This window comes from Porphyromonas sp. oral taxon 279 str. F0450 (assembly GCF_000292995.1).
Lineage (GTDB): Bacteria > Bacteroidota > Bacteroidia > Bacteroidales > Porphyromonadaceae > Porphyromonas > Porphyromonas pasteri.
Window position 1 is genome coordinate 1 of the sequence record NZ_ALKJ01000008.1, and the last position, 20,464, is coordinate 20,464.

28 protein-coding genes are annotated in these 20,464 nt (G+C 55.5%); 8 read left to right on the top strand and 20 right to left on the bottom strand.

Annotation, left to right across the window (positions count from 1 at the left end; genetic code table 11):
* Positions 1 to 626 precede the first annotated feature (626 nt).
* From rpsN to HMPREF1323_RS00715, 20 genes are all read right to left on the bottom strand, one after another.
* Positions 627 to 896, bottom strand: coding sequence for a 30S ribosomal protein S14 (rpsN, locus tag HMPREF1323_RS00620; protein WP_021667372.1), 270 nt, complete (start codon positions 894 to 896; stop codon positions 627 to 629).
* Between the two features lie 5 nt (positions 897 to 901).
* Entirely contained in the window at positions 902 to 1,462 is a 561-nt protein-coding gene (gene rplE, locus HMPREF1323_RS00625; RefSeq protein ID WP_009432221.1) for a 50S ribosomal protein L5, read from the bottom strand.
* Entirely contained in the window at positions 1,462 to 1,782 is a 321-nt protein-coding gene (gene rplX / locus HMPREF1323_RS00630) for a 50S ribosomal protein L24 (RefSeq protein ID WP_009432225.1), read from the bottom strand. The genes rplE and rplX overlap by 1 nt, the downstream gene beginning before the upstream one ends.
* A 21-nt stretch (positions 1,783 to 1,803) precedes the next feature.
* On the bottom strand, positions 1,804 to 2,169 hold the full coding sequence (rplN, locus tag HMPREF1323_RS00635) for a 50S ribosomal protein L14 (RefSeq protein ID WP_009432249.1): 366 nt from the start codon (positions 2,167 to 2,169) through the stop codon (positions 1,804 to 1,806).
* 3 nt (positions 2,170 to 2,172) lie between these two features.
* The gene (rpsQ, locus tag HMPREF1323_RS00640) at positions 2,173 to 2,430 is read right to left on the bottom strand and encodes a 30S ribosomal protein S17 (protein WP_044114910.1); all 258 of its coding nucleotides are present in this window, start codon (positions 2,428 to 2,430) and stop codon (positions 2,173 to 2,175) included.
* A gap of 12 nt (positions 2,431 to 2,442) precedes the next feature.
* Complete coding sequence (gene rpmC, locus HMPREF1323_RS00645) at positions 2,443 to 2,640, bottom strand: 50S ribosomal protein L29 (protein WP_009432251.1); 198 nt, start codon at positions 2,638 to 2,640, stop codon at positions 2,443 to 2,445.
* Between the two features lie 8 nt (positions 2,641 to 2,648).
* Positions 2,649 to 3,083: a 50S ribosomal protein L16 gene (rplP, locus tag HMPREF1323_RS00650; protein ID WP_009432248.1), complete on the bottom strand. Its 435-nt coding sequence runs from the start codon at positions 3,081 to 3,083 to the stop codon at positions 2,649 to 2,651.
* A gap of 22 nt (positions 3,084 to 3,105) precedes the next feature.
* On the bottom strand, positions 3,106 to 3,855 hold the full coding sequence (gene rpsC / locus HMPREF1323_RS00655; protein ID WP_009432220.1) for a 30S ribosomal protein S3: 750 nt from the start codon (positions 3,853 to 3,855) through the stop codon (positions 3,106 to 3,108).
* 5 nt (positions 3,856 to 3,860) lie between these two features.
* Positions 3,861 to 4,265 carry a 50S ribosomal protein L22 gene (gene rplV, locus HMPREF1323_RS00660; protein ID WP_009432229.1) on the bottom strand — a complete coding sequence of 135 codons (405 nt, stop codon included), beginning with the start codon at positions 4,263 to 4,265 and terminating at the stop codon, positions 3,861 to 3,863.
* Between the two features lie 43 nt (positions 4,266 to 4,308).
* On the bottom strand, positions 4,309 to 4,578 hold the full coding sequence (gene rpsS, locus HMPREF1323_RS00665; protein WP_009432244.1) for a 30S ribosomal protein S19: 270 nt from the start codon (positions 4,576 to 4,578) through the stop codon (positions 4,309 to 4,311).
* A gap of 20 nt (positions 4,579 to 4,598) precedes the next feature.
* Positions 4,599 to 5,423 (bottom strand): 50S ribosomal protein L2, encoded by an 825-nt coding sequence (rplB, locus tag HMPREF1323_RS00670; RefSeq protein ID WP_044114911.1) that lies wholly within the window; start codon positions 5,421 to 5,423, stop codon positions 4,599 to 4,601.
* Between the two features lie 8 nt (positions 5,424 to 5,431).
* Positions 5,432 to 5,725 carry a 50S ribosomal protein L23 gene (gene rplW / locus HMPREF1323_RS00675; RefSeq protein WP_009432241.1) on the bottom strand — a complete coding sequence of 98 codons (294 nt, stop codon included), beginning with the start codon at positions 5,723 to 5,725 and terminating at the stop codon, positions 5,432 to 5,434.
* 19 nt (positions 5,726 to 5,744) lie between these two features.
* The gene (gene rplD, locus HMPREF1323_RS00680; RefSeq protein ID WP_009432235.1) at positions 5,745 to 6,374 is read right to left on the bottom strand and encodes a 50S ribosomal protein L4; all 630 of its coding nucleotides are present in this window, start codon (positions 6,372 to 6,374) and stop codon (positions 5,745 to 5,747) included.
* Positions 6,375 to 6,995 (bottom strand): 50S ribosomal protein L3, encoded by a 621-nt coding sequence (rplC, locus tag HMPREF1323_RS00685; protein ID WP_044123831.1) that lies wholly within the window; start codon positions 6,993 to 6,995, stop codon positions 6,375 to 6,377.
* Between the two features lie 19 nt (positions 6,996 to 7,014).
* A complete protein-coding gene (gene rpsJ, locus HMPREF1323_RS00690; protein WP_005468099.1) occupies positions 7,015 to 7,320 on the bottom strand; it encodes a 30S ribosomal protein S10 in 306 nt (101 codons plus the stop codon).
* A gap of 19 nt (positions 7,321 to 7,339) precedes the next feature.
* Entirely contained in the window at positions 7,340 to 9,463 is a 2,124-nt protein-coding gene (fusA, locus tag HMPREF1323_RS00695) for an elongation factor G (protein ID WP_009432234.1), read from the bottom strand.
* 15 nt (positions 9,464 to 9,478) lie between these two features.
* Positions 9,479 to 9,955, bottom strand: a complete 477-nt coding sequence (gene rpsG / locus HMPREF1323_RS00700; protein WP_044114916.1) for a 30S ribosomal protein S7 — start codon at positions 9,953 to 9,955, stop codon at positions 9,479 to 9,481.
* A gap of 225 nt (positions 9,956 to 10,180) precedes the next feature.
* The gene (rpsL, locus tag HMPREF1323_RS00705; RefSeq protein ID WP_044114917.1) at positions 10,181 to 10,588 is read right to left on the bottom strand and encodes a 30S ribosomal protein S12; all 408 of its coding nucleotides are present in this window, start codon (positions 10,586 to 10,588) and stop codon (positions 10,181 to 10,183) included.
* 264 nt (positions 10,589 to 10,852) lie between these two features.
* A complete protein-coding gene (locus HMPREF1323_RS00710) occupies positions 10,853 to 11,524 on the bottom strand; it encodes an OmpA family protein (protein WP_009432245.1) in 672 nt (223 codons plus the stop codon).
* 55 nt (positions 11,525 to 11,579) lie between these two features.
* Positions 11,580 to 12,566 carry a dihydroorotate dehydrogenase-like protein gene (locus tag HMPREF1323_RS00715; RefSeq protein ID WP_232203971.1) on the bottom strand — a complete coding sequence of 329 codons (987 nt, stop codon included), beginning with the start codon at positions 12,564 to 12,566 and terminating at the stop codon, positions 11,580 to 11,582.
* An 815-nt stretch (positions 12,567 to 13,381) separates the two neighbouring features.
* On the opposite strand from HMPREF1323_RS00715, the gene HMPREF1323_RS00720 reads away from it, so the two are divergent.
* The 8 genes from HMPREF1323_RS00720 (at position 13,382) to rsxA (ending at position 20,433) form a co-directional block, all read left to right on the top strand.
* Positions 13,382 to 14,566, top strand: a complete 1,185-nt coding sequence (locus HMPREF1323_RS00720; protein WP_009432250.1) for an NYN domain-containing protein — start codon at positions 13,382 to 13,384, stop codon at positions 14,564 to 14,566.
* 329 nt (positions 14,567 to 14,895) lie between these two features.
* Entirely contained in the window at positions 14,896 to 15,339 is a 444-nt protein-coding gene (locus HMPREF1323_RS00725) for a SoxR reducing system RseC family protein (protein ID WP_009432232.1), read from the top strand.
* 12 nt (positions 15,340 to 15,351) lie between these two features.
* Positions 15,352 to 16,266, top strand: coding sequence for a Fe-S cluster domain-containing protein (locus HMPREF1323_RS00730; RefSeq protein WP_009432242.1), 915 nt, complete (start codon positions 15,352 to 15,354; stop codon positions 16,264 to 16,266).
* Positions 16,267 to 16,285: 19 nt separating this feature from the next.
* Positions 16,286 to 17,626, top strand: coding sequence for an electron transport complex subunit RsxC (gene rsxC, locus HMPREF1323_RS00735; protein WP_009432231.1), 1,341 nt, complete (start codon positions 16,286 to 16,288; stop codon positions 17,624 to 17,626).
* A 9-nt stretch (positions 17,627 to 17,635) separates the two neighbouring features.
* The gene (locus tag HMPREF1323_RS00740; RefSeq protein ID WP_009432243.1) at positions 17,636 to 18,613 is read left to right on the top strand and encodes an RnfABCDGE type electron transport complex subunit D; all 978 of its coding nucleotides are present in this window, start codon (positions 17,636 to 17,638) and stop codon (positions 18,611 to 18,613) included.
* A gap of 4 nt (positions 18,614 to 18,617) precedes the next feature.
* Entirely contained in the window at positions 18,618 to 19,250 is a 633-nt protein-coding gene (locus HMPREF1323_RS00745) for an RnfABCDGE type electron transport complex subunit G (RefSeq protein ID WP_009432222.1), read from the top strand.
* Positions 19,251 to 19,258: 8 nt separating this feature from the next.
* Positions 19,259 to 19,846 carry an RnfABCDGE type electron transport complex subunit E gene (locus HMPREF1323_RS00750; RefSeq protein ID WP_009432252.1) on the top strand — a complete coding sequence of 196 codons (588 nt, stop codon included), beginning with the start codon at positions 19,259 to 19,261 and terminating at the stop codon, positions 19,844 to 19,846.
* Positions 19,847 to 19,851: 5 nt separating this feature from the next.
* Positions 19,852 to 20,433, top strand: coding sequence for an electron transport complex subunit RsxA (gene rsxA / locus HMPREF1323_RS00755; protein WP_009432238.1), 582 nt, complete (start codon positions 19,852 to 19,854; stop codon positions 20,431 to 20,433).
* Positions 20,434 to 20,464: the final 31 nt, after the last annotated feature.

The following is a 20,464-nucleotide window of genomic DNA, read 5'->3' on the forward strand; positions in this document are numbered from 1 at the left end:
TTTTTTGCCTTCAACGACAGGCGTCCGGCTTACTTCAGCACGTGGTAGCCGATGAGATCCTGTAGCTTGACGACAAGCCAAGCGATCCCAAGGCTAATGAAGGCGGAAGGTTTAGCGCCGGGAGGGGGTGCAGACACCACAGCGACCGCCGCCCTTGGCACAATGCTGGCAGTAACGGCAATTCTTACAAGCGGTACAGTACTTCTTACCCGTGCAGCGACCGCCTTCGGTAGCATGCGAAGAGGTACAGGAGAGAGACGAAGCTGCAAGGAGAGAGAAGGTGAATAGAGAGAGGAGTAATCGACGCTTCATAAAGTGGAATAGGGCTAAGCAATATAGCCCCAAGAGGCGGAGCTATAGTAAGAGGGAGAAGCAAGCTATACTGGTCGCTGAGCATTCCTATATAGGAACGAGCACGAACCAATACTGCTCCAATGACGAACCAGTATTGGTCCGACGACGAAGCTATATAGCTTCATACCGCTATGCAGTAGTGCTTCCGAGGCACCACACACGTAGTGATATCACAGAGAAGTAAAGAAAGGGCTTGGAGGAAAAGTGAAGAAGGAGACTATACCACGGGATGGTGGTACAGTCTCCTTCCTTAGGGTTGGATAGCTAAGTGCTTACCAGCTGGCCTTCTTCACCCCAGGGATGAGACCGGCAGAAGCCATCTCACGGAACTGGATACGAGAGATGCCGAACTGGCGCATATAGCCCTTGGGACGACCCGTCATGCTGCAGCGGTTGTGCAGACGTACGGGAGAAGCGTTCTTAGGCAGAGCCTGAAGTGCTTCGTAGTTCCCTTCGGCCTTGAGCTGAGCACGCTTGGCAGCATACTTAGCGACGAGCTTTGCACGCTTTACTTCGCGTGCCTTCATTGATTCCTTTGCCATAGTATTTAGTTGCCTTTCTTAGCGTTCTTGAATGGGAGGCCGAACTCCTTGAGGAGTGCGTAACCTTCTTCGTCAGTCTGAGCCGAGGTAACGAACGTGATGTTCATACCGAGGATCTTGGTGATGCCGTCGAGGTTGATCTCAGGGAAGATGATCTGCTCGCTGATACCGAGGGTATAGTTACCACGGCCATCGAACTTGCTTTCGATCCCCTTGAAGTCACGGATACGGGGCAGCGCGATACGGATCAGACGCTCGAGGAACTCGTACATCTGCTCGCGGCGCAGGGTAACCATAACACCGATAGGCATCTTCTTACGAAGCTTGAAGTTAGAGATGTCCTTCTTCGAGAGCGTAGCGACAGCCTTCTGACCCGTGATGGCAGAGAGCTCTGCGATAGCTACGTCGATGATCTTCTTATCAGCCGTAGCCATACCGAGGCCCTGGTTGATGACGATCTTCTTCAGGACGGGCACCTGCATGCGAGACTGATAACCGAACTGCTCGATGAGGGCGGGAACGATGCGTTCCTTATATTCGTTCTTAAGACTTGCAGTATTGCTCATTACTTAATCTCCTCTCCTGACTTTTTGGAATAACGTACGAGCTTCCCTTCGTCGTTGAGACGACGACCGATACGCGTAGCCTTACCCGTCTTAGGATCGACGAGGTTGAGCTTAGCGATATGGATAGGAGCTTCCTTCTTCTCGATCCCTCCCTGAGGGTTCTTTGCGCTGGGCTTAGCGTGCTTAGCGACGATGGCTACGCCTTCGACGATAGCGCGCTGCTTGTCTACGAGGACTTCAAGCACACGGCCCGTCTTCCCCTTATCTACACCGCTGAGGACGACGACCTGGTCGCCCTTCTTGATATGTAACTTACTCATTTCTTCTTTCGTCTTTAAGGGTTAGAGGACTTCAGGCGCGAGAGAAACGATCTTCATATTCACGGCACGCAGCTCACGAGCTACAGGGCCGAAGATACGGCTACCACGCATATCGCCAGCAGCATTGAGCAGGACGCAAGCGTTGTCATCGAAGCGGATGTAGGAGCCGTCGGGACGACGAACTTCCTTCTTCGTGCGGACGATGATTGCCTTAGATACGACACCCTTCTTCAGGTCAGAAGAGGGGATGACGCTCTTGACAGCAACGACGATGATATCACCGACAGAGGCATAGCGACGGCGCGTACCGCCGAGGACGCGGATACAGAGGGCTTCCTTTGCTCCGCTATTGTCTGCTACTACGAGTCTTGATTCTTGCTGGATCATATACTACTTAGCTCTTTCGATAATATTGACTAATCTCCATCTCTTGGTACGGCTCAAAGGGCGAGTCTCCATGATACGGACCGTATCACCGATGTTGCACTCGTTCTTCTCGTCGTGAGCATGGTACTTCTTCGTCTTGTTGACGAACTTACCATAGATAGGGTGCTTTTCCTTCCACTTGACAGCGACCGTAATGGTCTTGTCCATCTTATTGGAAGAAACGACGCCTACACGTTCTTTTCTTAATCTTCTCTGTTCCATCGGGAGGACACATTAATTGTTGTTGAGTTCGCGCTCACGAAGGATGGTCTTCATCTGAGCGATCGTGCGGCGCATGCGGCGGATCTCAGCAGGGTTATCTGCGGGGGTCACTGCATGGTCGATGCACTTCTTGTTGTAAGCTGCCTCTTCGGCTACTACACGCTCCTGTAGCTCAGGCGTAGTGAGCGCCTTGATCTCTGCTAATTTCATCTCTTCTATTACAGGTTAGTGTTAGACATATCGTAGTCGCGGCGGACGACGAACTTCGTCGTCACGGGGAGCTTCTGTGCAGCCAGGCGGAGAGCTTCCTTAGCGATCTCGAAGGATACCCCTTCGATTTCGAAAAGCATACGGCCTGGAGTTACGTTAGCCACGAAGCCTTCGGGCGAACCCTTACCCTTACCCATTCGGACGTCGGCAGGCTTCTTGGTGATAGGCTTATCGGGGAAGATACGTACCCATACCTGACCCTGACGCTGCATATAGCGAGTCACAGCGATACGAGCGGCCTCGATCTGACGACCGGTGATCCAGCGCGTACCCAGAGACTTGATCCCGAAAGAACCGAAGGCGAGCTGGTTGCCACGCTGGGCGTTACCCTTAGCGCGACCCTTCTGGACTCTTCTAAACTTAGTTTTCTTAGGTTGTAACATTGCTGTCTTCTGTTCTTATACGTTAGCGATTACCCCCACGTCTGCCACCACGAGCATCACGACGGCCATCACGACGTTCGCGACCGCCTTCACGGCGACCACCATGTCCTGGCTGAGGGTTGGTGAACGAAGGAGCGAGGTCACGCTTGCCGTAGACTTCACCCTTGCAGATCCACACCTTGATACCAAGGATACCGACCTTCGTCAGAGCTTCAGCCTGAGCGTAGTCGATGTCTGCACGAAGCGTGTGCAGAGGCGTACGGCCTTCCTTGTACATCTCGGAGCGAGCGATTTCTGCACCATTCAGACGACCAGAGATCTGTACCTTGATCCCTTCTGCCCCACCACGCATAGCAGCGCCAATGGCACCCTTGACTGCGCGACGGTAAGCGATCTTCCCTTCGAGCTGACGAGCGATGTTGTCAGCGACAATCGCAGCATCGATATCTGGACGACGAACTTCAAAGATGTTGATCTGAACATCCTTGTTGGTGATCTTCTTGAGCTCTTCCTTGAGCGTGTCTACATCCTGACCGCCCTTACCGATCACGATACCGGGGCGAGCCGTGCAGATCGTGATAGTGACGTGCTTGAGAGCACGCTCGATGACGATACGAGAGACACTTGCCTTAGCCAGACGGACGCTCAGGTAGCGACGCAGACGGCTATCTTCAAGAAGCTTGTCACCGTACTTACGACCGCCATACCAGTTGGAATCCCATCCACGGATGTATCCCAAACGATTGCTTATAGGATTAATCTTTTGTCCCATCTGGTTTAGTTCTCTTTATTGGTTATTGAATCGACAAAGATCGTGACGTGGTTCGAACGCTTACGGATACGGTAGCCACGACCCTGAGGGGCGGGGCGCATACGCTTGAGCGTAGCAGCACCATCGACGAAGATGCGGGAGATATAGAGCTCACCGTCTTCGGCCTTGCGTCCGTTCTTCTCTTCCCAGTTAGCGATAGCTGAGCGGAGGAGCTTCTCCACGCGAGCAGCGGCTTCCTTGTTAGAGAACTTGAGTACCCCAAGAGCACGACCTACTTCCATGCCACGCACGAGGTCAGCTACGAGGCGCATCTTACGAGGCGACGTAGGGACGTTGCGGAGCGCAGCGAAGTACGTAGACTTCAGGGCTTGCTTTCTTTCTTCGGCTGATATTTTCTTTCTTGCACCCATTGTTTCTTTTCTTACTTAAAGGTCTGAATTACTTCCAGCCGAATTACTTCTTCTTATTACCGCCGTGACCACGGAAGGTACGCGTGGGAGAGAACTCCCCGAGCTTGTGACCTACCATGTTTTCGGTGATGAAGACGGGGATGAACTTATTCCCGTTGTGTACGGCAATCGTATGACCGACGAAGTCAGGGCTGATCATCGAGGCGCGAGCCCAAGTCTTGATGACGACCTTCTTGCCAGATTCATTCATCGCCAAGACCTTCTTCTCGAGCTTCAGGTTGATATATGGACCTTTCTTTAATGAACGACTCATAATTCTTTTTGATTAATCAGTTACTTCTTACGTCTCTCGATGATGTACTTAGACGAGTGCTTCTTAGGAGCACGAGTCTTGAGACCCTTAGCGTAGAGACCCGTACGTGAGCGTGGGTGACCACCAGAAGCGCGGCCTTCACCACCACCCATTGGGTGATCGACAGGGTTCATGACGACACCACGGTTGTGAGGACGACGGCCGAGCCAGCGGCTGCGACCGGCCTTACCGGAGCGCTCGAGAGCGTGGTCGGAGTTGCCTACGGCACCGATGGTAGCCTTACAAGCGGAGAGGATACGGCGCGTCTCGCCCGAAGGCATCTTGATGACGGCGTAGAGACCTTCGCGAGAAGTAAGCTGAGCGAAGACGCCAGCAGAGCGGACCATCTTAGCGCCCTGACCTGGACGAAGCTCGATGTTGTGAATGATCGTACCGACAGGGATGTTAGCCAGTGGGAGGCTGTTCCCTACCTCAGGCGCAGCTTCTGCACCTGACATCACTTTCTGACCTACCTGCAGGCCGTTGGGAGCGAGGATATAAGCCTTCGCACCATCAGCGTAGTACAGCAGAGCGATGCGAGCCGTACGATTGGGGTCGTACTCGATGCTCTTGACCGTAGCAGGGATACCGTCCTTATTTCTCTTGAAGTCGATGAGACGAAGCTTCTGCTTGTGACCACCACCGATGTAGCGCATGGTCATCTTACCGGTGTTGTTACGACCACCGGACTTCTTCTTACCTACGACAAGGGACTTCTCTGGTGCGCTGGCAGTGATGTTATCGAACGCACCAATAACCTTATGTCTTTGCCCCGGCGTTGTGGGCTTGAGTTTACGTATTGCCATTGTTGAACTTAGATGTTAGCGTAAAAGTCGATGGTCTGACCCTTCTCGAGCGTAACGACAGCCTTCTTAAACGCAGCGACCTTGCCGCGGATGAGTCCACTCTTCGTATAGCGAGCCTTGCGCTTACCGCTATAATTCACGGTGTTTACACTCTCGACCTTTACATTGTACAGCGCCTCGATGGCCTTCTTGATCTCGATCTTGTTGGCATCAGGAGAGACACGGAAGACGTAGCGTTCAGCAGTCTTCTCTGTCAGGGCAGTTGTCTTCTCGGTGATAACCGGCTTGATGATAATTCCCATGATTCGTTTCTCCTATTGATTATGCCTTAAACTGTTCGTTGATCACAGCAACAGCAGCCTCGGTGAGGATGAGCTTCTTGCAGTCGAGCACCGAGTAGGTGTTCAGCTGGAAGGCGTTCATCACGCGAGCAGTGCGGAGGTTGCGTGAAGAGAGGACGAGGTTGTCCGAGAGAGCTTCGACGACGAAGAGGGCCTTCTTGTCAGCGACCTGAAGTGCCTTCGACAGAGCGACGAAGTCCTTAGTCTTGGGGGCAGCGAGCTCGAAGTTTTCGACTACGACGATCTCCTGCTTCTGAGCCTTGTAGGTCAGAGCCGAGCGGCGAGCCAGAGCCTTTACCTTCTTGTTGAGCTTGAAGCCATAGTCACGTGGGGTAGGCCCGAAGACGCGACCACCACCGACGAGTACGGGAGAGTTGATATCCCCACGGCGAGCACCGCCACCGCCCTTCTGGCGGATGAGCTTGCGGGTACTACCCGAGATTTCGCTACGCTCCTTAGACTTGTGCGTACCCTGGCGCTGGTTGGCCAAAAATTGCTTTACGTCTAAGTAGATGGCGTGGTCGTTAGGCTCGATAGCGAAGATAGCATCATCGAGCGTGATCTTACGACCGGTATCTTCTCCCTTGATGTTATATACACTCAGTTCCATTTACTTTTCGATTACAACGATTGAACCTTTAGCACCTGGCACGCTACCCTTGAGGAGAAGGAGGTTGTGCTCGGGCATTACCTTGATCACTTCGAGGTTCTGAACGGTTACACGCTCATTACCCGTCTGGCCCGCCATACGCGTACCCTTGAAGACCTTAGCAGGATACGAACACGCACCTACAGACCCGGGAGCACGAAGACGGTTGTGCTGACCGTGCGTAGCCTGACCGACACCGCCGAAGCCGTGACGCTTGACTACACCCTGGAATCCCTTACCCTTGGAGGTACCGACGACGTCGACGAATACCGTCCCTTCGAAGAAATTCACGTCGATCACATCACCCAGATTATACTGGCTGCAATCGAACCCCTTGAACTCGGCCAAGTGTCGCTTGGAAGCAACGCCAGCCTTCTGGAAGTGACCCTGAAGAGGCTTGGACGTGTGCTTTTCCTTAGCATCAACGAACCCAAGCTGAAGTGCTTCATAGCCATCCTTTTCCAGAGACTTGATCTGCGTCACCACGCAAGGACCTACTTCAATAACAGTGCATGGGATGTTCTTCCCCTCGGCACTGAACACGGATGTCATTCCGATTTTCTTTCCTAATAAACCTGGCATTTCAGTTTCGTATTAATAATCACACCTTGATTTCTACTTCTACACCGCTGGGGAGCTCGAGCTTCATGAGAGCATCGATCGTCTCAGCCGTGGAGTTGTAGATGTCGATGAGTCGCTTGTAGGAGCTAAGCTCGAACTGCTCGCGGCTCTTCTTGTTGACGAAGGTCGAGCGGTTCACCGTGAAGATACGCTTGTGCGTGGGCAGGGGAATTGGTCCGCTGACTACAGCACCAGAGGCCTTGACGGTCTTGACGATCTTCTCTGCCGACTTGTCGAGCAGGGTGTGATCGTACGACTTCAACTTAATTCTAATCTTTTGGCTCATATCTCTGTTATAGTACTATTTACTTGATGAGATCTACACGGCCGCCTACTTCCTCGAGGACCTGGCGAGCGATAGAAGGGGATACTGCTTCGTAGTGAGAGAAGGTCAGCGACGAGGTAGCACGACCGGAAGTGATCGTACGCAGGCTCGTCACGTAACCGAACGTCTCTGCCAGAGGCACCTTAGCCTTCACCAGGCGTGCACCCGAAGGAGTGCTGTCCATACCTTCTACCTGACCGCGACGCTTGTTGAGGTCACCGATCACGTCACCCATGTTTTCTTCAGGCGTATCGACTTCGAGCTTCATGATAGGCTCGAGGAGAACGGGACCTGCCTGAGCAGCAGCGTTCTTGAATGCCTGGATAGCACAGATCTCGAACGAGAGCTGGTCAGAGTCCACGGGGTGGAACGAACCGTCGAGGAGCGTTACCTTCAGCTTATCCAGCGCATAGCCTGCGAGGACACCATTGGTCATAGCCTTCTGGAAGCCCTTCTGTACAGAGGGGATGAATTCCTTAGGCACGTTACCACCCTTGACTTCGTCTACGAACTGCAGGTCGCCTTCGAAGCCTTCGTCGGCGGGCTCTACGCGGACGATGATGTCAGCGAACTTACCGCGCCCCCCCGTCTGCTTCTTGTAGACTTCACGGAGCTCAACGGGCTTCGTGATAGCTTCCTTATAAGATACCTGGGGCTTACCCTGGTTAGCTTCGACCTTGAATTCGCGCTTCAGACGGTCGATAATGATCTCCAGGTGGAGCTCACCCATACCGCTGATGACGGTCTGACCGGTCTCTTCGTTGGTCTGCACACGGAAGGTGGGGTCTTCTTCGGCGAGCTTAGCCAGACCGACACCCATCTTATCCATATCCTTCTGCGTCTTAGGCTCGACAGCGATACCGATAACGGGTTCGGGGAAGTCGATAGACTCGAGGATGATAGGAGCATCTTCGGAGCAGAGCGTGTCACCCGTACGGATATCCTTGAAGCCGACACCAGCACCGATGTCACCGCAGCCGATGACTTCCATAGGGTTCTGCTTGTTGGAGTGCATCTGGAAGAGACGCGAGATACGTTCCTTCTTCTCGGAGCGCGAGTTGTAGACGTAAGAGCCAGCCTGCAGCTCACCAGCGTATACGCGGAAGAAGCAGAGACGACCTACGTAGGGGTCCGTAGCGATCTTGAACGCCAGAGCCGTCAGAGGCGAGCTGGGGTCTACCTTACGGACGATTTCCTTTTCAGGATCATCGGGGTCGGTACCGACGACTTCGGGGGTATCCATAGGGCTGGGCAGGTAAGCTGCGACAGCGTCGAGGAGGGTCTGGACACCCTTGTTCTTGAATGAAGAGCCGCAGAGCATGGGGCTGATCTTCATCGCGAGCGTACCCTTACGGATAGCAGCGCGGATCTCATCTTCGGTGATCGTCGAGGGATCTTCAAAGTACTTCTCCATCAGGACGTCGTCGCAGTCAGCGAGGACTTCGAGCATCTTGTCGCGCCATTCTTCGGCTTCAGCCTGCAGCTCGGCGGGGATGTCAATGATGTCGTAGTGAGCACCCATCGTCTCATCATCCCATACAAGAGCCTTCATCGTGACGAGGTCAACGACACCGCGGAAGGTTTCTTCCTGCCCTACAGGGATCTGGATGGGGCAAGGGGTAGCACCGAGGACAGCCTTGACCTGGCGTACTACTTCGAAGAAGTTAGCACCGGAGCGGTCCATCTTGTTGACGTAGCACACGCGAGGTACGCGGTACTTGTCAGCCTGACGCCATACGGTCTCACTCTGGGGCTGTACACCACCGACAGCACAGAACGTAGCGACAGCACCATCAAGGATACGGAGCGAGCGCTCTACTTCGACAGTGAAGTCAACGTGCCCTGGGGTGTCGATGAGGTTGATCTTGTACTTGGTGTTGTCGTAGTTCCAGAAGGTAGTCGTAGCAGCGGAGGTAATCGTGATACCACGCTCCTGCTCCTGCTCCATCCAGTCCATCGTAGCACCACCATCGTGCACTTCACCGATCTTGTGGGTCAGACCCGTATAAAAGAGGATACGCTCAGACGTAGTCGTCTTACCGGCATCGATGTGGGCCATGATGCCGATATTTCTCGTGAGCTCTAAGTGTTTGTTGTCAGCCATTGTCTTTTGCTATTCTTAGAATCGGAAGTGAGCAAATGCGCGGTTGGCTTCTGCCATACGGTGCATATCTTCCTTGCGCTTGAAGGCGGCACCTTGGCTATTGAATGCATCCACGATCTCTGCAGCAAGCTTATCTGCCATGGTCTTACCACCACGCTTGCGAGCAAAGAGGATGAGGTTCTTCATGGAGATAGATTCCTTACGCTCGGCGCGGATTTCGGTAGGCACCTGGAAGGTAGCACCACCGATACGGCGGCTCTTGACTTCTACCTGAGGAGTGATGTTGTCGAGGGCAGCCTTCCAGATCTCTAGGGCAGACTTGTCTTCCTGCTGGATCTTCTTGCCTACAATCTCGAGCGCGGTGTAGAAGATATCGAAGGCGATGCTCTTCTTACCGTCGTACATCAGGTGATTAACGAACTTCGTCACCTTAACGTCACCAAATACGGGATCAGGGAGTACCTGTCTCTTTTTGGGTTTAGCTTTTCTCATTGCTTAATGTAAATTGCGTTTCTGTCGATTGGTTGTGCTGTGATCTTACTTCAACGCTCCCGCTGGAGCATTTACTCAACCTTGATAGCCTATCCAACGAACTCAAGAAACTTGGTTCTATTGACTCTTAGCTTGGCGGCCCTATACATTATATATATGTGGCGGGCTCGCCAGGTGAGAGCTGCACGAGCTCTCGGGGGTTAGGATTTTTCGCCGGAGGGAGGATTACTTCTTACCCTTTGCTGGAGCAGCTGCCTGACCGGGCTTAGGACGCTTAGCACCATACTTGGAGCGACGCTGCAGACGGCCATTGACACCAGCTGTATCGAGCGAACCACGTACGATGTGATAACGTACCCCTGGGAGGTCCTTTACACGACCACCACGTACCAGCACGATGCTGTGCTCCTGCAGGTTGTGACCTTCACCTGGGATGTAGGCATTGACTTCCTTACCATTCGTCAGGCGGACACGAGCGACCTTACGCATCGCAGAGTTTGGCTTCTTAGGGGTCGTCGTGTACACACGCACACAGACGCCTCGGCGTTGGGGGCAGGAGTCCAGAGCAGGGCTCTTACCCTTCTCGACGAGTGACTCACGTCCCTTTCTAACCAATTGTTGAATAGTTGGCATTTCGTTTCTACTTATGTTTGAATAACTTATCTACTCTTTAGTAGTCGCAGTACACACCACAGGCATATACCACGGGTGCACAAAGGTACACATAATCTGCGAATATACAATACTATACAATTGATTTTGTGGAGGAAGCCCGCAGACACATGCAGCTATACCTTGAGCAGAAAAGGCCGAGGGACTTCAGGCAAATTCACCTAAAGTCCCTCGGTAGGGAAAGCGAAGACCAGTGGAGGTCTTCAGCTATGATTAAGCTTGTGCTTAGCGGAGCGTACCGTCCTGAGCAGCCTTCACCATCTCCTTGCTGGGGAGGATGTAGACTTCGACACGGCGGTTTTCGCGACGGCCAGCGACGGTAGAGTTGTCAGCGACAGGCTCGTAGCTACCCTTACCCTCGACCTTCATGCGCGAAGAAGAGACACCCTGACCAGCGAGGAAAGAGCGGACGCTTGCAGCGCGGTTGTAAGAGAGGGGGTTGTTCACGCGATCCGTACCCGTGTTGTCGGTGTGACCGATGATCATCAGATCCGTATCGCTGTGCTCAGAGAGGTTGGCAGCGAACTTACGCAGGGTAGCCTGTGACGTAGAGCTCAGCGAAGCCGAACCCGTAGCGAAGAGGATACCGCTATCGAAGGTGACGCGGATAGCCTGACCATCGTTGACGGACTCAATCTTAGCGTCCTTGACGTCGCGCTCCAGTTCCTTCTTCTGCTTGTCCATCTTCTTACCGATGAGCGTACCAGCCGTACCACCTACGACACCGCCGATGACAGCACCGACAGCAGTATTACCAAGTACGCGACCGATACCAGCACCGATAGCAGCACCACCAGCGGCACCGATACCAGCACCCTTGACAGCGTTGCTTGCACCACAGCTTGAGAGGACGAGTGCGCCAGCCAGGAAGGCTGCCGCGAGAGATTGCTTCTTCATAATTTATATACTACTTATAATTTAAATTCTGTTTCGCTGACCGACACCTTTACGCTTAGTCCTGAGCGGCGCGGGCATTGAAATACTTCATAAACTGAATTCGCTCAAAAAGACTTGGGTCAGCTACGGCTCCGTAGCTCAGACGACCACGCAGCTCCGAGAGGCTCTGATAGCCGTGCTCGATCATCCAGTGGCGAAGACCCTTCAGTGCCTCTGCGATAGCAGTGGCACCCTGCTTATAGACCGCCGTACACATCTGCGCGGTATCGGCACCCGCCAAGAGCACCTTCGTCAGCTCCGCCCAAGTGTAGATCCCCGTCGAAGCAGAGATACCTACATTAGGGATGCAGCCTCGGATCACGCCCGCGAAGCGGAGCGTCTCGGTGAAGTCGCCCTCGTGAGAGAAGACCTCACCACCGATGAGCTGTTCGCGATTCAGATCGATATCGACCTGGTAGGAGCGATTGAAGAGCGTCACAGCGGCAGCACCTGCAGCACGGAGCTTATCGACAAGCATCGGCAGGTTCGTGTGGTAGCGCGAGAGCTTCACGATGATTGGAAGCCCCTTGCCAGCCAGGGCCGTGACGATGGAGACGTAGTAAGCCTCGATCTCAGCTGGATCTGCGAAGAGCTCCGTCTCGAGGCGCATCACATTGACCTCCAGGGCATCTGCCCCTGCATCACGCAGACGCTCTGCAAATTCGACCCAGCTACCCGCCTCGGTGCAGTTGATACTGGCGATGACCGGCACAGTGAGCTTAGCCTTCGCCTCGCGCACGATACTTATATAGTCCTCGATAGCTTCGCTCCGCACATAGGAGGAGATATAGTCGTTAGCCTCGGGGTAGTCGTTCTTAGCGACGAGGTGCCCTGTCTGCATCAAGATCTGCTCTTCGAAGAGCGACTTGAGGATGACAGCACCCACGCCAGCCTCTACCAAGGCGCATGTACGATCTACGTTGCGGGTAAGCCCAGAGCTCCCAAGGATAAGGGGGCTCTGCAGTGTGAGCCCAGCAAACGAAGTGCTTAAATCGACCATCATAGCAAGTCCGAATTGTGAACAAATATGAACACAGCGTCCAAGCAAAGGTAAGATTATTTCACAAACAAGCGTATACCTTCGTCATATCGGCAGTACTTTCTCCAAAAATCGCGCGCCACAAGCTCCACTAAAGCGCACCACTCCCCCAGCTTCGTACCCACCGGAGAAACTATATTCCCCACGAAGCACCGATATACACACTATAATAAGGTACTACTCCCTCCCCGAGCTATATGACTCCATGCATTACGGGGAGAACCCCACTCCACCACTGCTTATCCACGAAAGCAATACAAGAATAACTCCAGAGCAGCACTGAGAAAAATCCCGCCCCCGTAGAGCAAAACCTTCGTCCGCGCACGTAGTCTTTAGATCCAGGCACGTAGATTTTAGAATCCTCGTACGTGGATTTTAGAGCCACGCACGTAGACTTATTAAAACCCATACTCCTTCACCAGTCATTTCCTTAGATAAACGCAAGTTTTCTCGCACGTGGCAAAAATGCTTCCCCTGTAGAATGACACCTGAGAGAGCCATAGGATTAAACCTTATTCAAACAAAACGCTCTAACCCATTTAGAGCGATCATTCAATAGTTTACAGCGCTATCCCCCCCCCTCCTCCTGAGGTAAAAATCCCCACTCTTTGGATCGACGGGAGGATCGCAATGATAATCACAGGAAGTACATTCGCAAAATCAGCGGAATAAAGTCACTAAAAAAGCGAACATATTGCCGAGAGCTATGTTATTATTCCAGAGGAAAATGGTAACTTCGCACATTAATTCGCTTCATTTTTTAAATTATATAAATTATCATGGCACCAAAAGAAAAAAATCCACATCTCACCCGCATCGGGATATTCTATGACGGCAACTATTTTTGGCACGTCAGTACCTTCTATTATCAGTTCCACGAACGAAAAAGCCGTCTGAGCGTCGGGGGCCTACACCGCTTCCTGAAGTATCAGATCGCCCAACTCGAGGGGACTTCTCCCGAGCTGTGCAAGATCGTAGACGCGCATTACTTCCGTGGACGCCTGTCAGCAGCCGAGGCCGCGAAGGCTTCGGGCGATGTACTCTTCTATGAGCGCCTCTTTGATGATGTGCTGAATTCGGAGGGTGTGATGATGCACCACCTGCCCCTCTCGCGCACGGGCAAGGGCAATAAGAAGAAGGAGAAGGGCGTCGATGTGCTCTTTGCTCTGGAGGCTTACGAACGTGCATTGCAGAATCAGTTTGACGTCGTCGTACTCATCGCCGCCGATGGAGACTATATCCCCTTGGTACGCAAGCTCCATGCCCTCGGTACCCGTGTGATGGTCCTCGGCTGGGATCTTGAGCACGAAGGCGACAGCCGCCGAGACAACACGACGACCTACACGTCATACGAACTCCTCGAGGAAGCCACCTACCCCGTGATGATGAATGAGCTGATCGATAGCCGTGCCTTCCGTAGCGACCCCATCGTCAATGGTCTCTTTGTCAACAAGGGCCAAAGCGAGGAGCGCAATCGTGAGGTCAAGGGTCGCCCCTACCAAGCCCCACAGGCTCGCACGCGCCCCATTGATCCTGCTACGGTGAAGAGCGCCGAGGAGCCCACAGCCCTCGCGAAGGCAGAGGCTGATACCCCTACAGCCGAGGCCACCGAGACCGTACAGCTCGCCACAGGCCCCGAGCCCGAGATCACGCTGAGCGTAAGCGACTCGCTCGAGACGCCCGAGGTGAAGGTCATCGGTCATATCGATCTGCCCGAGCACAAGCCCGCCCTCGTCCTCGGCGAAGAGCTTCATGATGGCCTCGTCCGCGGGCAGATCAACGCCCTCAAGGCAGGCTTTGGCTTCATCGATGTCGGTGTGAAGGAAAACGCCTTCTTCCACTACAAGAGCCTGAACGGCATCAACTTCAACGACCTCCTCGTCGGGGATATCGTAGAGGCACGCCTCAGCCGTAGCGAGAAGAATCAGCTCGTCGCCTCGGATGTAGCCCTCATCGAAGAATAGTCGTAGCGCAGAGCTCCGACCTTCCTAAAATATTTAAGCCTCGCTCCACGGTAGGATCCCCTGCCGTGGAGCGAGGCTTTTTACCTTTACCCTGGAGAGCATGCACCCCCTACCCCACTCACAGCGTGCATATTAAGCATACAGCATACGCGCGCACGGGTGTAGTCTCGTTTGCACTTTTGTCCGTGATTACATACATTTGTTTCAGTGAATAGGAATGGCTCGGAAGCCACACTCCCTGCGCCTTATGCAGATGCACGCGACAGGGGGAAGCCACCGAGGAATTTGGGCCGATAACTACGACCCCTCACCCATCAAGACTTCACCACATGAACGGAACTATTAACGGGACGGAGCAGCGCCCGGGGATCGTCACAGCTATATCCCCCGACATCGTAACCGTCCAGATCCAGCAGCAGAGTGCCTGCAGCGGCTGCCACGCACGCGACCTGTGCGTGAGCTCGGAGTGCCGTGAGCATCTGCTCCAGCTGAAGACCTACGGACAGCACTTCTCTATCGGAGAGCAGGTCATCGTCGTGGCTCGCCGGAGCGTAGGACGCCTGGCAGTCCTCCTGGCCTTCGTCCTGCCCCTCCTCCTCATCGTCCTTACACTGAGTATCGCACAGACGCTCCTCGCCCTTAGCGAGGCTACGGCTGTGCTTGTCGCTATCGGCCTACTCAGCCTCTACTACCTCGTGCTCTACACCCAGCGCCGTCGCCTCGAGGGGCGCCTCGTCCTCATGGTGGAGCCCGTCACCCCACACCACGAATAGCACCCTACCCCTATGTATATCACGATCATCGTCCTGACCCTCATCGGTGTGATCGGCGCCGGCTTGCTGTACGTCGTATCACGCAAGTTCGAGGTCAAGGAAGACCCCCGCATCGCGGAGGTCGCTGAAGTCCTCCCCCAGGCCAACTGCGGGGGCTGTGGCTTCCCTGGATGCGCCGCCTTCGCTGGCGCCTGCTGCAAGAGTAAGACCCTCGAAGGGCTCTTCTGCCCCGTCGGCGGTACGCCCGTCATGGAGAAGGTCGGAGGCATCCTCGGTGTCGCCGCCCAGAAGCAGGATCCGCTGGTCGCTGTCGTGCGCTGTAATGGTACCTGCGACGCGCGCCCACGTACCAATATCTATGACGGTGCCAGCAGCTGTACCATCGCCGCCGCGCTCTACAAGGGCGACACCGACTGCAGCTGGGGCTGTCTGGGACTGGCGGACTGCGTCCACTCGTGTAACTTCGACGCTATGTACATGGACCCCGAGACGCGCCTGCCGGTCATCCTCGAGGACAAGTGTGTAGCCTGCGGCGCCTGCGTCAAGGCTTGTCCGAAGTACATCATCGAGCTGCGTAAGAAGGGTCCCAAGAGCCGTCGCATCTTCGTCAGCTGCGTCAACAAGGACAAGGGTGGGGTAGCTAAGAAGGCCTGCGGCAATGCCTGTATCGGCTGCTCGCTCTGCTTCAAGGAGTGTAAGTTCGAGGCCATCACCATAGCCGACAACCTCTCCTACATCGACCACACCAAGTGCCGCCTCTGCCGTAAGTGCGTCTCCGTCTGCCCGACGAACGCTATCCATGAGATCGGCTTCCCCCCTCCCAAGCCCAAGGAAGAGGCTCCAAAGAAGGAGGCCGAAGCCCCCACACCTACTCCGGCGTCTGCAGCACCTACGCCTACAGAGACCCCCACTCCCGCCCAATCGTAGACCTCAGCCATACACGTTTATGCTTCGCACATTCCGACTCGGGGGGATCCACCCACCCGAAAACAAGCTCTCAGCTAAGCGCCCCATCGAGGAGCTCCCACTGCCTCGTGAGGTCATCATACCCATCGGCCAGCACATCGGCGCACCTGCCACCCCAACCGTACAGAAGGGCGACCTCGTCAAGGTAGGTACCATCATCGCCAAGACGTCTGGCTTCGTATCGGCCAACATCCACTCCTCCGTCACAGGCAAGGTCACGAAGATCGACAGCTTCTTCGATGCGGGCGGCTACAAGCGCCCCGCCATCGTCATCGCCGTCACACAGGGCGAAGAGGAGCAGTGGGAAGAGGGCATCGACCGCTCCACTACCCTCGTCAAGGAGTGCACCCTCGAGCCCAAGGAGATCATCGACCGCATCAGTGCCGCAGGTATCGTAGGCCTCGGCGGTGCGACCTTCCCCACGCACGTCAAGCTCTCCCCTCCCCCAGGAGCGAAGGCTGAGGTCCTCATCATCAATGCCGTCGAGTGTGAGCCTTACCTCACCAGCGACCACGCCCTGATGATGAGCAAGTCCGACGAGATCCTCGTAGGCGTCGAGATCCTCAAGCGCGCCCTCGGCGTGAGCCGCGCCGTCATCGGCGTGGAGAACAATAAAAAGGACGCCATCCTCCGCCTCTCACAGATCGCCATGGACTACCCTGGCACCGAGGTAATGCCCCTCAAGGTGCAGTACCCTCAGGGCGGTGAGAAGCAGCTCATCGATGCTGTCCTACGCAAGCAGGTCAAGAGCGGTGCCCTACCTATCTCTGCTGGCGCTGTCGTACAGAATGTAGGTACCGTCTTCGCTGTCTACGAAGCCGTACAGAAGAATAAGCCCCTCGTCGAGCGTATCACTACCGTCACAGGTAAGCACCTCGAGACCCCCTCGAACTACCGCGCCCGTATCGGTACGCCTATCGGCCACCTCATCACCGCCTCAGGCGGTCTGCCCGAGGACACGGGTAAGATCATCGGTGGTGGCCCTATGATGGGTAAGGCACTTCTCTCCACGGACATCCCTGTGACCAAGGGTACTTCGGGCATCCTCATCCTCCCACGTGAGGAGTCGACTCGCCGCCCTATGCGCAACTGTATCCGCTGCGCTAAGTGCGTCACCGTCTGCCCCATGGGGCTGAACCCCGCCTTCCTCATGCGCGACGTCCAGTATGCCGACTGGGATGCTACCGAGAAGGGCTACATCGTCGACTGTATCGAGTGCGGATCCTGCAGCTACACCTGCCCTGCCAACCGCCCCCTGCTCGACTACATCCGCACCGGCAAGCAGAAGGTATCCGCCCTCATCCGTGCACGCAAAAGCTAACTCTGCCCTATGGATCGCCTCATTATATCCCCTTCCCCCCACATCCACAGCGGTGACAGCGTCGAGCGCAACATGTACGCTGTGCTCATCGCACTCGCTCCAGCGTGCCTCGTCTCGCTGGTGACCTTCGGCCTCGGCGCCTTCATCGTGCTGGCCGTGAGCGTGTTGGCCTGCGTCCTCACCGAATGGGTCATCACGAAGTACCTCTACAAGCAGCCCTCCACCATCGGTGACGGCTCGGCCATCCTCACAGGGCTTCTCCTCGGGATGAACCTCCCCTCGAGCCTCCCCTGGTGGATCATCGTCATCGGTGCCATCGTCGCTATCGGCGTAGGTAAGATGAGCTTCGGTGGGCTCGGCGGGAACATCTTCAACCCCGCACTCGTAGGCCGTGTCTTCCTCCTCATCGCCTATCCCGCACAGATGACGCTGTGGCCCAAGGCAGGGCAGTACCTCAGCTATACCGACGCCGTCACGAGCGCCACGCCCCTCGGTATCTCCAAGGGCATACAGGCTGGCACGCCTGGTATGAGCTGGGATCAGATACCTGCGACCTCCGACCTGCTCTTCGGCATCCACGGAGGTAGCCTCGGCGAAGTCAGTGCGCTGGCACTGCTCCTCGGCCTCGGCTTCCTGCTCTACCGCCGCGTCATCACTTGGCATATCCCCGTGTCGATCCTCGCTACGGCCTTCGTCTTCGGCGGTATCATGCACCTCGTCAATCCCGCTCTCTACCCCGCACCGCTCTTCCAACTCCTCACAGGCGGTATGATGCTCGGGGCGATTTTCATGGCTACGGACTACGTGACCAGCCCCATGAGCGCCCGCGGTCAGCTCCTCTATGGCGCACTCATCGGGCTCCTGACGATCCTCATCCGACTCTTCGGTAGCTATCCCGAGGGGATGTCTTTCGCCATCCTCATCATGAATAGCTTCACTCCTCTGATCAATATGTATATCCGTCCGAAGCACTTCGGCGGGCGCTAATGCTATGAAGAAGCTCAGTTCGACACTCCCCAACATGCTCCTCTCGCTCGGGGGCATCTGCGTCCTGGTCTCTGGGATCCTCGCCGTAGTCAACAAGGTCACGACCGCACCTATCGCCGAGGCAGAGATGCGGGCGAAGGTCGAGGCAATACGTGCCGTAGCACCAGCCTTCGACAACAATCCCTTCGCTGAGAAGCTCATGGTCCTGCCCGAAGGCGAGACCGACAGCCTCACCGTCTACCCAGCCAAGAAGGGTAACGCACTCGTCGGCTTCGCTATCGAGAGCTACACGCAGAAGGGCTTCAGCGGCCTCATCCGCGTGATGGTCGGCTTCGATGCCGAGGGACGCCTCGTAGACTTCTCCGTCCTCCAGCACTCCGAGAGTCCAGGCCTCGGCTCGCGTATCCCCGAGTGGTACCACGAGAAGAGCGAGACGGGCGGCATACGTGACATGCGTGGCCTTGATATGAAGGCATCGGCACCGCTCACCGTCTCGAAGGACGGTGGGAAGGTAGATGCCATCACCGCTGCCACCATCAGTAGCCGCGCCTTCCTCGACGCTGTGAACCGCGCTTGGCGCACCTTCTCCTCTCTCGAAGGCGCCGCCACAGCACCCGCTACGAACTCTCAAGAATAGCCCCTCCTATGAAACCACTCGATATCATTCGCAACGGGATCGCGACGGAGAACCCGACCTTCGTACTCCTCCTGGGGATGTGCCCCACGCTGGCGACCACGACCTCCGCGCTCAACGGGCTGGCGATGGGTCTGGCCACGATGTTCGTGCTCATCTGCTCCAATACCGCTATCTCGCTCATCAAGCACCTCGTCCCCGACGCCGTGCGTATCCCGAGCTTCATCGTCGTCATCGCTGGCTTCGTGACTATCGTGCAGATGCTCATGCAGGCTTTCGTCCCCTCGCTCTACGCTTCCCTCGGCCTCTTCATCCCGCTGATCGTGGTGAACTGTATCGTCCTCGGGCGTGCCGAAGCCGTAGCTGCTAAGCAGGGGGTACTCCACAGCGCACTCGACGGCGTGGGTATTGGCCTCGGCTTCACCCTCTCGCTGACGCTGCTGGGCTTCGTCCGTGAGTTCCTCGGTAGCGGCTCTATCTTCACCCTCCAAGTCCTCCCCAAGCAGTACGGCGCCCTGCTCTTCGTCCTCGCTCCTGGGGCGTTCCTCGTCTTGGGTTATCTCATTGCTCTGAAGAATAAGCTGAGCGCAAAGAAGTAAATCTCATGACTCACTATCTCCTCCTCTTCGTTGCGGCGGTATTCGTCAACAATGTCGTCCTCTCGCAGTTCCTCGGTATCTGTCCCTTCCTCGGCGTCTCGAAGAAGGTAGACACGGCTATCGGCATGGGCGCTGCCGTGACCTTCGTTCTGGCGCTATCGACGATGTGTACCTTCCTCCTGCAGAAGTTCGTCCTTGAGCCCTTCGACATGGTCTATATGCAGACCATCTCCTTCATCCTCGTCATCGCCGCCCTCGTGCAAATGGTCGAGATCATCCTGAAGAAGGTGTCCCCTGCACTCTACCAAGCCCTCGGCGTCTTCCTCCCTCTCATCACGACGAACTGCTGCGTCCTCGGGGTCGCCATCCTCGTCATCCAGAAGGAATACACGCTGCTGGAGAGCGTCGTCTACGCCATCTCCATCGCTATCGGCTTCACGCTCGCCCTCGTGGTCTTCGCTGGCATCCGTGAGCAACTCTCTCGCACTGAGCTGCCCGCCTCGATGAAGGGCATTCCCATCGCCCTCATCTCCGCCGGCATCCTCGCTATGGCCTTCATGGGCTTCAGCGGCATGGTGAAGATGTAAGGCGCACAAGCCTATCCATCATAAAGCCAAG

Coding starts and splice junctions, on each gene's coding strand:
- rpsQ (WP_044114910.1), bottom strand. CDS start 2,430: ATGGAACAGAGAAGATTAAGAAAAGAACGTGTAGGCGTCGTTTCTTCC.
- rplN (WP_009432249.1), bottom strand. CDS start 2,169: ATGATCCAGCAAGAATCAAGACTCGTAGTAGCAGACAATAGCGGAGCA.
- rplW (WP_009432241.1), bottom strand. CDS start 5,725: ATGGGAATTATCATCAAGCCGGTTATCACCGAGAAGACAACTGCCCTG.
- rplB (WP_044114911.1), bottom strand. CDS start 5,423: ATGGCAATACGTAAACTCAAGCCCACAACGCCGGGGCAAAGACATAAG.
- HMPREF1323_RS00750 (WP_009432252.1), top strand. CDS start 19,259: ATGAAACCACTCGATATCATTCGCAACGGGATCGCGACGGAGAACCCG.
- rplV (WP_009432229.1), bottom strand. CDS start 4,265: ATGGGTGCAAGAAAGAAAATATCAGCCGAAGAAAGAAAGCAAGCCCTG.
- rpsJ (WP_005468099.1), bottom strand. CDS start 7,320: ATGAGCCAAAAGATTAGAATTAAGTTGAAGTCGTACGATCACACCCTG.
- HMPREF1323_RS00725 (WP_009432232.1), top strand. CDS start 14,896: ATGAACGGAACTATTAACGGGACGGAGCAGCGCCCGGGGATCGTCACA.
- HMPREF1323_RS00740 (WP_009432243.1), top strand. CDS start 17,636: ATGGATCGCCTCATTATATCCCCTTCCCCCCACATCCACAGCGGTGAC.
- rpmC (WP_009432251.1), bottom strand. CDS start 2,640: ATGAAATTAGCAGAGATCAAGGCGCTCACTACGCCTGAGCTACAGGAG.
- rplP (WP_009432248.1), bottom strand. CDS start 3,083: ATGTTACAACCTAAGAAAACTAAGTTTAGAAGAGTCCAGAAGGGTCGC.
- rpsL (WP_044114917.1), bottom strand. CDS start 10,588: ATGCCAACTATTCAACAATTGGTTAGAAAGGGACGTGAGTCACTCGTC.
- HMPREF1323_RS00710 (WP_009432245.1), bottom strand. CDS start 11,524: ATGAAGAAGCAATCTCTCGCGGCAGCCTTCCTGGCTGGCGCACTCGTC.
- rpsC (WP_009432220.1), bottom strand. CDS start 3,855: ATGGGACAAAAGATTAATCCTATAAGCAATCGTTTGGGATACATCCGT.
- rsxA (WP_009432238.1), top strand. CDS start 19,852: ATGACTCACTATCTCCTCCTCTTCGTTGCGGCGGTATTCGTCAACAAT.
- HMPREF1323_RS00730 (WP_009432242.1), top strand. CDS start 15,352: ATGTATATCACGATCATCGTCCTGACCCTCATCGGTGTGATCGGCGCC.
- HMPREF1323_RS00745 (WP_009432222.1), top strand. CDS start 18,618: ATGAAGAAGCTCAGTTCGACACTCCCCAACATGCTCCTCTCGCTCGGG.
- fusA (WP_009432234.1), bottom strand. CDS start 9,463: ATGGCTGACAACAAACACTTAGAGCTCACGAGAAATATCGGCATCATG.
- rpsN (WP_021667372.1), bottom strand. CDS start 896: ATGGCAAAGGAATCAATGAAGGCACGCGAAGTAAAGCGTGCAAAGCTC.
- rsxC (WP_009432231.1), top strand. CDS start 16,286: ATGCTTCGCACATTCCGACTCGGGGGGATCCACCCACCCGAAAACAAG.
- rpsS (WP_009432244.1), bottom strand. CDS start 4,578: ATGAGTCGTTCATTAAAGAAAGGTCCATATATCAACCTGAAGCTCGAG.
- rplE (WP_009432221.1), bottom strand. CDS start 1,462: ATGAGCAATACTGCAAGTCTTAAGAACGAATATAAGGAACGCATCGTT.
- rplC (WP_044123831.1), bottom strand. CDS start 6,995: ATGCCAGGTTTATTAGGAAAGAAAATCGGAATGACATCCGTGTTCAGT.
- HMPREF1323_RS00715 (WP_232203971.1), bottom strand. CDS start 12,566: ATGATGGTCGATTTAAGCACTTCGTTTGCTGGGCTCACACTGCAGAGC.
- HMPREF1323_RS00720 (WP_009432250.1), top strand. CDS start 13,382: ATGGCACCAAAAGAAAAAAATCCACATCTCACCCGCATCGGGATATTC.
- rplX (WP_009432225.1), bottom strand. CDS start 1,782: ATGAGTAAGTTACATATCAAGAAGGGCGACCAGGTCGTCGTCCTCAGC.
- rpsG (WP_044114916.1), bottom strand. CDS start 9,955: ATGAGAAAAGCTAAACCCAAAAAGAGACAGGTACTCCCTGATCCCGTA.
- rplD (WP_009432235.1), bottom strand. CDS start 6,374: ATGGAACTGAGTGTATATAACATCAAGGGAGAAGATACCGGTCGTAAG.